At 61.2% G+C, this 12,485-nt stretch carries 7 protein-coding genes and 1 pseudogene; 7 read left to right on the plus strand and 1 reads right to left on the minus strand.

The features are described from left to right. The first annotated feature begins 5 nt into the window (after positions 1 to 5). From N1037_19785 to N1037_19810, 6 genes are all read left to right on the plus strand, one after another. Positions 6 to 3,344: a DEAD/DEAH box helicase family protein gene (locus N1037_19785; protein UWS81517.1), complete on the plus strand. Its 3,339-nt coding sequence runs from the start codon at positions 6 to 8 to the stop codon at positions 3,342 to 3,344. A gap of 996 nt (positions 3,345 to 4,340) precedes the next feature. Then, on the plus strand, positions 4,341 to 4,679 hold the full coding sequence (locus tag N1037_19790; GenBank protein ID UWS81518.1) for a DUF736 domain-containing protein: 339 nt from the start codon (positions 4,341 to 4,343) through the stop codon (positions 4,677 to 4,679). Between the two features lie 737 nt (positions 4,680 to 5,416). Continuing rightward, on the plus strand, positions 5,417 to 5,593 hold the full coding sequence (locus tag N1037_19795) for a hypothetical protein (protein ID UWS81519.1): 177 nt from the start codon (positions 5,417 to 5,419) through the stop codon (positions 5,591 to 5,593). A gap of 412 nt (positions 5,594 to 6,005) precedes the next feature. Beyond that, the gene (locus tag N1037_19800) at positions 6,006 to 6,626 is read left to right on the plus strand and encodes a helix-turn-helix domain-containing protein (protein ID UWS81520.1); all 621 of its coding nucleotides are present in this window, start codon (positions 6,006 to 6,008) and stop codon (positions 6,624 to 6,626) included. Next, positions 6,619 to 8,547 (plus strand): relaxase/mobilization nuclease domain-containing protein, encoded by a 1,929-nt coding sequence (locus tag N1037_19805; protein UWS81521.1) that lies wholly within the window; start codon positions 6,619 to 6,621, stop codon positions 8,545 to 8,547. The genes N1037_19800 and N1037_19805 overlap by 8 nt, the downstream gene beginning before the upstream one ends. A 16-nt stretch (positions 8,548 to 8,563) precedes the next feature. Beyond that, positions 8,564 to 10,489, plus strand: coding sequence for a type IV secretory system conjugative DNA transfer family protein (locus N1037_19810; protein ID UWS81522.1), 1,926 nt, complete (start codon positions 8,564 to 8,566; stop codon positions 10,487 to 10,489). Positions 10,490 to 10,507: 18 nt separating this feature from the next. On the opposite strand, the gene N1037_19815 is transcribed toward N1037_19810, so the two are convergent. Then, positions 10,508 to 11,929, minus strand: a complete 1,422-nt coding sequence (locus N1037_19815; GenBank protein ID UWS81523.1) for a DUF2235 domain-containing protein — start codon at positions 11,927 to 11,929, stop codon at positions 10,508 to 10,510. A gap of 174 nt (positions 11,930 to 12,103) precedes the next feature. Between N1037_19815 and N1037_19820 the strand changes: the two are divergent. Beyond that, a pseudogene (locus tag N1037_19820) lies at positions 12,104 to 12,361 on the plus strand (WGR domain-containing protein). Positions 12,362 to 12,485: the final 124 nt, after the last annotated feature.

Consider the following 12,485-nt stretch of genomic DNA (forward strand, 5'->3'; position numbering starts at 1 on the left):
CGACCATGGCCTCCCGCAAGCGCACCGAGCCCGTCCAAGATGATCTCTTCAATCCCGAAGTCGAACTGCTGCTGCCTGCTCGGCTTGCGATAGAGGGCAAGGCCCTGGGAAGCCCTATACGCCAATTGGCGGCTCCGCCGCAGCGCGTACGGTGCCGTCTGCGTCCCTTTTCAATCCGCCGTGTGACTGGTCATGAAACCACGCTGCCGTCTGGCGAGATACTGAAGATCATCAACGCGAAGACCGCTACGTCGCTGGAGGCGGAGCTCATTCTTCTGGTCCCCGGCGCGAGTGAGCCGGCGCAGATCGTAGAAGCACTCGACGCCGGCGAAGGCCGGTGGATGGCCCCGTTGCCCATCCGCATCGACACGTTGAGTCGCCAAGCGCGGGTCGAACGGCTGGCCGCGGTTTCGGCATCTTGGTCGGGCGCCTTTCATCTCCGCGAGGGACGAGCAGCCGAAAACGAGCGGCCAGCCCAGCTCGGTCTGCGACGTCCTCAAATCGGCGCACTGCACGCGGCTTTGGCCCATGCGACGCGATCGATCGATCCGGCCACCATCGTCATGCCGACGGGCACCGGCAAGACGGAAACCATGCTCGCGCTCAACGTCCACCAGCGCTTCGAGAGGCTACTGGTCGTAGTGCCGACGGACGCACTTCGAGAGCAGATCGCGGGCAAGTTCGAGACCTTCGGCGTGCTGAGGCAACAGCAATGCCTGGAAGACAAGGCAGCATTTCCAGTGGTGATGCGCCTTTCGCACATTCCGACGAGGCTAGCCGACGTGGATGAGATCTTCGACAGTGCCAATGTCATCGTCACAACGATGCAGATCGCCGGTCGCGCCGAAGCGGCGGTCCAGGAGCGGATGGCGGCACGCGCCTCGGCGCTGTTTATCGACGAGGCTCATCACATCGGCGCCCCGACATGGGCGCGCTTTCGGGGCCTATTCGCGGACCGTGAGCCACCGCTCCCGATCGTCCAGTTCACCGCCACACCATTCCGTGAGGACGGCCGGCGCGTCGACGGCGAGTTCATCTACACCTATCCGCTCAAGAAGGCGCAGGCCGAAGGCTATTTCAAGCCGATTCGCTTCGAGGCTGTCTTCGGGCTCGATCAGGCAGACGCCGATCTCGCGATCGCGGGAAAGCTCGGCGAAGTCCTCCAGGGTGATCTGGACGTCGGCCTCAACCATCTCGCCATGGCGCGTTGCCAAACTATCGACCGCGCCAGAGCCCTCCACCAGCTTTACAGCGAGATGTACCCAGAACTTCGTCCGGTCATCGTCCATAGCCAGCAGTCGATCCGTGAACGCCGTGCAAACCTTGCCGCTCTGCGGCGCTTCGAGAGCCGGATCATTGTATGCGTGGACATGCTCGGCGAAGGTTTCGATCTGCCGGAACTGAAGATCGCCGCCCTGCACGACCCGCACAAGAGCATCGCCGTTACCATCCAGTTTGTCGGCCGCTTCACCCGCCAGGATCCACGCCTCGGCGACGCCACGGTCATCGCCAACACCGGCATTGACGACATTGATCGTTCGCTGGCCAAGCTCTATGCGGAGGATGCCGACTGGAATGCGCTGGTCGAGGCACTCAGCACCGCGAAGATCGACCGGCAAGTCCGCCGTGCCGAGATGTTCAAGGGCTTTGTCGGCGACTTGAGCGACATTCCCCTGCAGACGCTCGAACCGAAGATGAACGCCGTCGTCTATCGCACCAACTGCGACGGTTGGGAGCCTTTGCGGGCCGAGGACTTATATAGTCCCGGCGTATATCTCGGCATGAAGGTCAACCCACACCAGCGTGTCGCCATCTTCGTCACCCGCTCCGAAGAGCAGGCCGGCTGGACCACGGCCCAGCACGCGACCAATGTCACCTGGGACCTGCACATGATGCATTGGGATCCCGATAGTCAGCTCCTATATATCAGCAGCTCGATCAAGGGACCGTATGACCGATTGGCCAAGGCGGTCTGCGGTGAGGCAGCGCGCCGGGTCGAGGGCGAGGAGGTCTTCCGCAGCCTGCATGGGTTCAATCGCCTGATCCTGCGCAATCTTGGCCTGACGCACCATCAGGGACGCGGTGTCCGCTATTCCATGTATATGGGTGTCGATGTCGCCGACGGACTCGACACTGCGAAGTCCCAGTCGCGCATCAAGAACAACGTGTTCGCAACCGGTTTCCTCGACGGTGTTCCCGCCTCTCGTGGCTGTTCGGCCAAAGGCAAGTTCTGGTCGATTTCGCGGGTTCGCGATCTGACTGATTGGGTCGATTGGTGCGCGGATATCGGCAAAGCCGTCAAAGATCCAGGGATCACCACCGATGGCGTCTTCAAGAGTGCGATGCGACCTCGCCAGATCAGCGAACGCCCGCAGGTGCCTCCGGTCGCGATCCACTGGCCGGAATCGCTGTTGACGCAAATCGAGGACCGGATCGAAATCAGTTTCGGCGACAAACCCGTAGCCTTCGCTGAATGCGACATCGAGCTTCTGGATCATGAACGCACGGGTCCATTGCGCTTCACGGTGCGCAGCGATAACCACATCGCCGAATTCGAAATCGTTTTTGCTGAAGGGGGTGCCAGCTATCCGCAGCGCTCTGGGCCGAAAACAACCGTCAAGGTCAGCGGCAAGACGAAGTCGCTCTCGGAATCCTTCGGTGAGGATTCCCCACAGATCGACTTTGGGGATGGTTCACTGCTGATCTACAGTCACCTTTATGCTCTGCCTGAAGGCGTCTTGGTGGAACCGTATTCCGCTGATCGGATCGAGGTTTGGGATTGGTCGGAGACCAATATACGTGCCGAGGCGCAGGGTCCTGAAAAGCGGACTGACTCAGTGCAACGGCGCGTAATCGAGACATTGCTCGCAGAAGGCGACGCCTTTGACATCATCTTCGACGATGATGGGGCTGGAGAGATCGCGGACGTCGTCACCCTTCGAGTGACTGAAGGTCTCGTCCAAGTGACGCTTCACCATTGCAAATACTCCAGTTCCGACACGCCCGGCGCGCGAGTGAAGGATCTCTATGAAGTTTGCGGGCAAGCGCAGAAATCCGCACGCTGGCGTGATCGGCCCAACAGAATGCTCATACATATGTTGAAGCGGGAGAAGATACGGCTGGAGAAGGGCCAGACTTCCCGCTTCGAACAGGGAACAGCCGCATTCCTCAAAAAGCTGAAAGCGAATTGGCAGGACTATCGCTACGAATTCGATGTGCGCATCGTTCAGCCTGGCCTGTCGCGATCGGCTGTCACAGAGGAGGGACTGCATCTACTGGCCAGCGTGGAGACTTATCTCCTTGAAACGCGCGCCATGCGGCTGAAGGTTATCGCAAGCAGCTAGAAAGCCAACCTCCAGATAATGGCCCAACCCAATTGCAGTGGAGCGAACGAAATGTTCGGCGTCTTTCTCGTTGAGAGTTGTCCTAGCTTTCCATCTTTTGGTGCGGAGAGGCTCCGGATACTTTGTGTGCAACAGTCGTCCGGATTTGATGATCTTGGCCCCTCCTGCCCTTTGGTCAGGACCGCGCCCTACTCGGACGGCTGCACGCAGCCGCCCTCCCCGAGCTGAAACGCCGCCTCTCCCTGCGACGTGCCGCTGGCCGTGCCGTCTCCTCCGGAGCCAGCTCGACCAGCCGTCGCATGGTCGTGGCAACGCTTCATCTCGGCCATTCGGTTACGGCCGCTGGGGCGGGCGCGTGACATCAGTGATCTCGTACGTCGCGTCTCGGCCGCTGTTGTTCCGTGCTTTGCCGGACATGCTGTGCCGCCCTGTCATCATGGGTCGCAAACGATTTCCGGCGACCGCCGGATTGCATTGGCCGCAGCTGGCAGAAGGCCGGTGATGGTCGTGATGCGCGGATCGCAGGCTATCGGGCTGCCGTAGAGGGTCCGTTCGAAATTCGAGTGATCCGGACACGTTGTCGAAGCTTCGACGGTCTCCATGCTGTTCGTCCAGAAAACACATCGCGTTGCCACGGAAACCAGCCGTCGCGGCACGAGAGGCAGAGCCAGCAAAGCTCTGACTGGTCCGAATGCGGCTCGGAGCGACAGGACAGAAATATCGCCACCACAGGCATTTCTCTCTTTCGGCTGTTCACCCAGTTTCCTTCGCGGCCACCGCTCTTCTCCTTGTTTGAGTTGCATGACATGCTGGTCGCAGCTGTCGTCCCGTCCACAAAGGTTGTCGCCGATCTTTTTCCCCTGACCCTGCGTGTCATTCCTCGCGCGCCAAAAAGACCGGCGCCTGCCCCTCTCCGCTGCGCTTCGCCTTCGGTGTGGCCGGGCCTTGGCCAGCTGCAAGGTGACCATCATTGCAACGCAAACAAGGAGAAGAGCAATGACCACGAACTGCATCAAATTCACCAGCGCCGACATTGAAACCGCCAAGGGCGTCGGCTCCATCTCGACCCTGACCTTTGACCTCGACATCACGGTCGAACCGGTCGCGAGCGCGAACCCGATGGCCCCCACGCACCGCGTCCTCGGCCGCTCCCCGCGCGGCAAGCTGGTCGAGTGCGGCGGCATCTGGAAGAAGCAGAACAAGGAGACCGGCGCTGACTACTACACGCTGACCATCCGCGACCACGGCTTCAACGCCAACCTCGGCAAGGCCGCGAACCAGGACGATCCGTCCCTGCAGGCCGTCATCCCCTGGGGTCCCAAAGACGCCGCGTAAGCCAAAGGCCAGACCGCTCCGGCGGTCTGGCTTTTTCTCGTTTCAAGAAGCGACAGAGGTTCGGGTCCGAAACCCGTGTCCGAAGAACGCGGAATATTTCGGACGCTGACACCGAGGCGGATAGTCTGACTGGATCGGTCGCAGAAGCGGCTCTGATCTTTCTGTTGAGGGACAGCGTGGATCGCACGAACCCGAGGCGGGACCGAATGTCGGCAGGGAGAACTGGCAGTCCGCTGAGCGGGGCCAAACGCACTCCTTCTATCAGTCGAGCAACCCGCGCCTAGGTCGTCTTGGCGAAGCTGCCAGGGGCGCCGAACTCACCCTGTGCCGCAGTCAACGAAATCGCAAATCAACGTCATGCATCCCGGGGCAACGTCTTACGCCAGTGTCACCGCCGCGCGCCTTTCCGTCGACCTGTTGGCCTTTCAGATCGCTAGCCCGGGATCGAGCGGCCGGCAACGCTGGGGTCAGGTTTCTGGACGGCTGGCGCTTTACGTTTGAATAGCCTCGAAACACGCTGCCTCTCGCCTGCGGCTCGAACGCGTGTTTCGAACGTCATTGGTCTTTTGAAAACGTAAAGCACCGTGACGCCTTGAGCGCTGCCGAGGCATCGCTCACAACAAACCTGCCCCCGGCGTGCTCCATTCCATTTCGCCCCGTGCCGGGTGCAGCCCGCTCTCATGCCCCCGGTCTTTTCCACGATCCGTCCAACGACGATCAACGGAAAGGATCACACCATGACACTCGAACAATCTATCGACCTCGCCGAACTGCAAGCCGACATGGCCTTCGATGCCTACCTCGCCGCCTTTGATGAAGACGCCCATCCCGAGACCCTCGACAGCCTCGAGACCGAGGCGCTGATCGCACGCAGCCGTTACGACGATCTGCGCTCTCAGGGACTGGGTCACTGACCCAGACACCCCTGCGGGTCTTCGGATCCGCAGGGGTCTGACGCCGTCTCTCAGAAGCTTCGTGACGCCCTCAAAGGGCGTGACCCGCGCCATCCCGCACGAGCCGACTTCTTGTTCCTGGCGCCAGATCCGTGACCGGCTCGGGCGTTCGGTTTGTCTGTCGTCGCGTGCGTCTTGAACACAAGTTTCGGAAGCTTTTTCGACCTGGTTGTCCTGCATCGATGAGGGCGGGACGCGCTCCAAGTTGCGCTGCGACGCGGGGTCTTGATGGCGTCCAATGTCAGCAAAAATGCATAGTATGCAAAACGTAATATTGCGCAATGTGATGTATTGAAGTATAAGCGAAGGAGAGAAGGAAGACGTTGGCAGGATATGGCCAATGTTTGCACATTTTGTCCGAGGGGTCTGACCCGTGCCGAGGCCAGCGAAAAACCTGAAGCTAGAAGAGCGCATCGAAGTCGCGCGGCGCTTTGCGGCGGGTGAGAGCGCGAAGGAGCTGGCGGCGGCGTTTGGCATCTCTCCGCGCCATGTGAACCGGCTCGCGAAAGAGGAGGCGGGCGAGGGCATCGCGGTGCGCGATCCGAGTGAGACGGTGGCCTTTCGGGCAAGCCGATCCGAACTGGACGCCTTCGACGCGGAGTGGCGCGAACGAGGCTATGCCAACCGATCCCAGGCGCTGAATGCGGTGCTGCGCGGACGGTGCGGTTTCCTCGATGTGCCGCGTGACCTGGTCGCCGAATTCTGCGCCGCATGGCGTCAGGCGAAGGACGTGAGTGACGCCGGACTGGGGCTCGCCAAGGCGGTCCATCGTGGTCGGCTGGAGGTCTCGGAGGCGGATCGCGCGGTCCTGATCCAACTGCTCGATCTTGCGCAGTCCATGAGCCGTGAGATGGGCCGGATGAAGGATGCGGCGCAGGCCCTGCGTCATCAGGAGTGGCCGGAAAAGGAAGAAGGGCAGGGGGCGAAGGGCGCGGTTCTGGAGGATGGCCCGCAGGAGGCCGTGACAGGATTGAGGCTTGTCAAGAATGGCTGATCCGCTCGCCCTCTATACCTCGGTCATGGGCCGGCTCTGGGAGGATGAGCGCATCCGGGGCCAGGCCGCGGCGCGGATCGACGCACGGCTGGCGGGGCGTCGGCAGGGGCGGAGTTTCGCGCGTGTTGGATCCCTGTCGGCGCGCAATGCGCTGAAGGCCGCGTCGGGGCAGAGCCGGGCGGCGGTCTTCAAGCGGATCCGGGCGGGGGGCTGCAAGACGCGTGCTTCGCTTGGGGCGCAAATCTCTTACATCAACGACAAGGCGGTCTACACCTATTCGACGATGACCAATGCGCTGACCGATGCGGCGGTGCTTTCTGAGGATCAGAAAGAGGACATCATCGAGGACTGGGCCGGGACCTGGCGCGGCTCGACCAAGCTCGGCTTCACCTCGCACATGCTGCTCTCCTTCCCGACCGACGTGACGGTCGACCAGTTGCGCGACATCGCGATGGACTGGACGGAGCATTTCTTCGAGAGCGGTGAATACGGCGATCAGTGGGACTATGTCCTCGCGGTTCACGACGACCGGGCGCACAAGCACGCCCACATCATCCTGAACAATCGCGGCGTCGAGAAGGGCACCTGGTTTTCGTGTTGGGCCGAAGGCGTGATGTCGCCTCAGCTGATGCGTGAGAAGCAGGCCGAGATCGCGGAACGCTACGGCGTGATGCTCGACGCCACGACCCGGCTCGAGCGGGGCATCTTCGAGAAGCCTGTCGGGATCGAGGAAATCTACCGTGCCAAGGAAGAGGCCCGCCTGCCGCGCGAGATCGTCATGACGGCCCAGGAATCCGCCATCGCGCAGGCGCAGGTGGTGGGCTTCGCCAAGGACTACAAGAACCTCGCCGACCTGCTGGACCGGATGGACCAGCGCCACATGGCGCGCGCCGTGCGCGGCATGGCGGAAGGACTCGGCTCCGGCACGCCGTGGAACTTCACCGAAGGAGAGATAGACATGAAGGACATCAAGACCGTCGGTGACGCGATCGACTATTCAGAGCGCACGATCGAAGCGCTGAGGCTCAAGGCCGAAGAACTGGACCCGGCCGAGCGTGCCGCGTTCGAGGCCAAGGCCGCGCCGATCATCGCGGATCTCTCGCAGATGGTGCCGGACCCGGAGTTGCGCGCGCGCTTCGGCAAGCAGCTTGAAGAACCCTATCCGCCGGGGGCGGGGAGCGAGGTGCTGATCGCCGCGCTGCAGTCCGGCAATGACGAGGGGCTGCGCGATGTGCTCGAGCGCGCCGAGGACGCGGGAATGGACAGCGAGGAGCTGGTGGCACGGATCGCGGCGGGTGGCACGCGGAACTACGGCATGGCGCAGGACTGGGTCGAGCGCGACATGAACGCGGTGCTGGCGAAAGACGGTCTGAGCGTAGAAACCGCCAACGACGACCAACTGGATGCCGCGCTCGAAAAAGTCGACGGTGTCATGGACGCCCTGATGGAACGCGCCAAGGAACTGGGCGTCGAGATCGGGCGAACCCTCGCGGACGAAGAGGAGGCGACACTGCCGCTCATCGACGAGGACGACCGGACACCAAATCCGTACCTGCAGGATCTCGCCGACATGCTGCGGGACGGCAAGCTCACCGAGGAACAGGAAGAGACCGTCGAGCGGACCCTGCAATCCGAGCTCTTCAAGGAACTGGGCGAGGAGGGCTTGGCCGAGCTACGCCGTGGCAACTACGAGGTGCTGGGCGCGGCCCTGCCAAGCAAGCTCGACCAGATCACCGTCACGCAGGAGTTCCTCGAGATGACCTTCGAGGAAACGGGCGACCAGGTCTTCACCGACCGCGCCGCCGGGTTGCAGCAGGACAAGGCGACGGAAGTGGCGCGGCTGCGCGGCCAGCAAGAGGCGCAGGAAATGAGGCGTGTTCTTGGACGTGACCGCGGTCTCGATGACGAGATGGAATTCTAAGGGGGAGATGACCACCATGACCAAGACACTTCCCCTCTGGGCTGCGCTTCTTTTCGGTGTGATCTGCGGCGCCGTCATCGGCACCATCGTCGCTGCCTTCTACCTGACCCTGGCGTTGAAAACCGGCTTCGCCAGTTTCGACATGTTGGCACTTTGGAAGGCGAGCGCCGCTACGCGTGCGGGGCATCCCGAGGCCTTCAAGGTAGGCTTCGGTGCCGTCGGGCTCAGTTCCATCGGCCTCGGTGTCCTCGCTCTCGCCTGGACCTGGAAAAAGGAGAGAGACGATTACGGCTCGGCCCATTGGCAGACCAAGGCGGAACTGAAAAAGAACGATATGCTGCAAGCGGCTGGCAAGGGCTTCGTCTGTGGCAAGCTTGGCGCGCCGACCTCTAAGGCGGAGTTCATCTCCTCGACCACCATCCCCCATGTGATGATGGTCGCACCGACCCGTGCCGGTAAGGGCGTCGGCTTCGTGATCCCGAACCTCCTGAGCTTTGCGGGTTCGGTCGTGGTGCTGGACGTGAAGGGCGAGAACTTCGAGAAGACCGCGCGGCTCCGAGCGTTGAACGGCGACGAGGTTTATCGCTTCAGCCCCTTCGACTGGGCCAATGCAACGCATCGCTACAACCCGCTGGCGCGGATCGCCAAGGCCCCGAGCTTCGCACAGCGCTTCACAGAGGTTTCGATCCTCGCCGACCTCTTCCTCGACAAGGACAACAAGACGCTCGACACTTTCTCCGAGGCCGGCAAGTCGATTTTCGTTGCGGCCTGTCTGCTGGCGATCCAGCGCGGAACGCCGAACCTTGGCGAGGTCAACAAGATTGTCGCTGGCGGCGAATACAAGAACGCCCAGTACAAGACCTATGCCGACGAGGCCGAGGAAGACATCCTTCGAGAGCTCTGGACCAATGCGGCCTCAGCCTCCTCGCGGCTGCTGACCTCAAACATTCAGGCGCTGATGACCGCCGGCCTCAAGCAATGGGACAACCCGGCGGTGCGCTCGGCCACCGAGGCGAGCGACTTTGATTTCTCGACCTTTCGGAAGACCCCGCAGTCGCTCTACATCGCGGTGTCCGAGGATCACATCGCGACATTGGCGCCGCTCCTGCGCCTGATGTTTGCAGACCTCATCGCCTCGATCCGCTTGAACGAGCCGGGCTCGGACGAGCCCTGGCCGGTCATGATGATGATCGACGAATTCCAGCAGATGGGGGCGATGCCCTATCTCGAGCGCGCTATCCATTCCTTGGCGAGCTATGGCGGCCGCGTCGCGATGATTGCGCAGTCGCTGGCCTCGCTCGACCGGATCTATGGCCCTGAAGGTCGCGAAAGCCTCGAGAACGGGGCAGGGCTGAAGCTCTACATCACGCCACGCGACCAGCGCACGGTGAAGGAAGTCTCCGCTGCGGTCGGCAGCACCACCCGCGAGGCCGTGACCCGCATGTATGGCCGCAACAAGGGGTTCCTTGGCGCGACCTCGACCTCGGCGCGGCTGGAAGAGCGGCCGCTGCTTTCCGAGACCGAAGCGCGCCTGATGGACCCTGACGAGGTCATCATCCTCGCCTCACCCCAGCACCCGATCAAGGTGAGCCGTATCAAGTATTACGACGATCCGTTCTTCAAGGAGATGCTGGCACGACAGGAGGGCAAGCCGTTCCCCTATCCGCCGAGTGTGCAGGGCGTGGGGCCGTGGGAAGAAATGGAGGGCGGCGACAGCGGTGACGAGACGAGCGCGAATGAGGCGGCGAAACCGGTCGAACGCGCGCCTGTCCGGGACCGTTCACAGCGCCGCGAAGCGCGCACGATGAGCCTGAGGACGATGGAGGCCGGGCGCGGGCAGCCTGAGCCCGAGACGCTCGAGCGGGAAGCTGCGGTGCCGAAGGAATGGGAGGCAGCGCTCGACCGGCAGGAGGACTTCATCGAGGAGTTGTTGGGTGGGTGAGCGCCGTCCACTAGTCCCCTATTCGTCGTAGTAGAATTTCAAGTCGCGTCGCTCTTTCAACTGGGCAGGTCGGTAGGGCTTAACCTCGCCACACTGGGCGACGGCCTTGGCTCGCATGCGCTCTTCGACTGAAGGATGGAGCGGGAAGTCGTCGCCAACTGCGCGAATTCCCTTCTTCCAGCGGATGCGGAGGGGGCCAAATGCTACCATCGCGTCTTCGCGGTGCTGCAAACCAAGAGGGTCAGGGGCGCGGTTCAAGACGTTCTCGTTGATCTGGATCGACGGCACGCAGTCTTTCAATTCGTCGACCATCCAATCGAGGGCGATATCGCTCAGGCGGGACTCTGCCTCGGGATAGCTTCCACCGATGTCGCTATGGCAGCCCGGGAACCAGACCTGCTTCAACCACTTCGGCTCTCGATCTTTGGTCTCAATCGCGGCCGCCTTGGATGCCCATCCGACCCTTGGAAAGTCAGCACGGTCTTCGTCGATCGCCATGGCGTGACGGGCGTGTTGGACATCGGGATCAAGCCACTTGTCGTAGTTGCGCTTGTTCCAAGCCGCGAAATGACCCGTCTTGAGAATCTGCGGCCAATCGGTTGGGCGCCATAGCTTCAGTTTGTGCTCGGGATCGTCAGAGAAATATTTGAAGTTGTCGAGCAACAGGGAACCAAGCTGCCAAAGAAGCGCTACTAGTAGGACGCCGAGTGGAACAACCAAAAGCCAAGACCACCCGAATGCAACACCTGCGGCAAAAGCCGCTCCGACCCCGAAAGTGACGCCCCAGACCAAGGTGCGGACAACTGCCGTTCGCAATGATGCCACCGTATCGAAGACCCCGATGAAGGTAGGCTGAACGTTGCCTTGGTTGTCTTCACCTTCAATGGGAAAGCTCGAATACTTCTTGCGGAATCGTTTGCCGAGCTCTTCACGGTTCTTGAAGTAAGGATCTTGTCCGCGCGGTTTTCCAGCACCGTGATTATACACGAATTTTACAGCGTCCTTGGCGATCTTGCGCAATCCGGGACCATGACGCGGGACCGGCGAACCATCCGGCATCTGCGTCGGGACACCGCAGAGGTTCATAACGTTTGCCAGTGCTCTGACCGTATAGGCTCCGCGAGAGAACCCAAAAAGCAGCACGCGATCACCGGGCTCGTAATGGGCAATGATCTGCTCGTAGCAATCGATGATGTTGTGGTCGATGCCAGTTCCGACGGCGCTTTCAAGAATCGGCTTGATCCGACCGAAAAACCCACCGCGTTCTCCTGTTCCCAAGCCCGGGTCGTAAAAAGCCACTTGGTCCTTAGGGCTAATTGGTGAATCTGGGCCGGGACGCATGGCTCGATACATCTTGTAAACATTCGACAGCCGTTGGTCCGGCCTGGCGCCACCCATCTGGCCGGTTCCGTCCGAGAATATGCAGATGTTCTTTATCATTTGTCGCCCTATTCAAGAACACGAAGTACAGTTGAAGTCCTAAACCTGCAGCAGTTCTGCCAAGCTAGGAGAGAGTGCAGCGGAAATGTTTCGCCCGAGTCGGGAAAAATTAGAACATAGTGGAAACACATATGTCTACCTGATATTGTGACACATGAGAAGGGATTGCCCAATATGTTGGATACGATGCAGCAAATGGAAGTGTTCCCGACGACAGTCGATCTCAAGCGGGTCGACCTTTCTCTCAACATGCGGCGCTTCTATAGAATGAGTGTTCAGCCAGACCTGTTTGGCGGCGCATGCCTCGTGCGGGAATGGGGCCGTATCGGGTTTCGAGGGCAGATGCTAATCGAACAGCACCCCGACGAGGGTGGAGCTGTCTCCGCGCTCATGAAGCTTGCAGTGACCAAGACGCGGCGAGGGTATCGAGCTGTGGTGGATCAACGTGAGCAGCGGGTCTCGGGTGTGCCAATCGTTAACGCCGTCATTGCCGCCAGCCAAGACGAACGTAAGATCAATAGCATACGGACTGAAGGGCTATAGAAAATCTGCAAAT

Origin of the sequence: Phaeobacter sp. G2 (genome assembly GCA_025163595.1) — a bacterium.
Classification (GTDB): Bacteria; Pseudomonadota; Alphaproteobacteria; order Rhodobacterales; family Rhodobacteraceae; genus Pseudophaeobacter.

Bases quoted from the DNA above. Each gene is read 5' to 3' on its own strand.
- N1037_19785 (UWS81517.1), top strand. From the start codon at position 6: ATGGCCTCCCGCAAGCGCACCGAGCCCGTCCAAGATGATCTCTTCAAT.
- N1037_19815 (UWS81523.1), bottom strand. From the start codon at position 11,929: ATGATAAAGAACATCTGCATATTCTCGGACGGAACCGGCCAGATGGGT.
- N1037_19810 (UWS81522.1), top strand. From the start codon at position 8,564: ATGACCAAGACACTTCCCCTCTGGGCTGCGCTTCTTTTCGGTGTGATC.
- N1037_19790 (UWS81518.1), top strand. From the start codon at position 4,341: ATGACCACGAACTGCATCAAATTCACCAGCGCCGACATTGAAACCGCC.
- N1037_19795 (UWS81519.1), top strand. From the start codon at position 5,417: ATGACACTCGAACAATCTATCGACCTCGCCGAACTGCAAGCCGACATG.
- N1037_19805 (UWS81521.1), top strand. From the start codon at position 6,619: ATGGCTGATCCGCTCGCCCTCTATACCTCGGTCATGGGCCGGCTCTGG.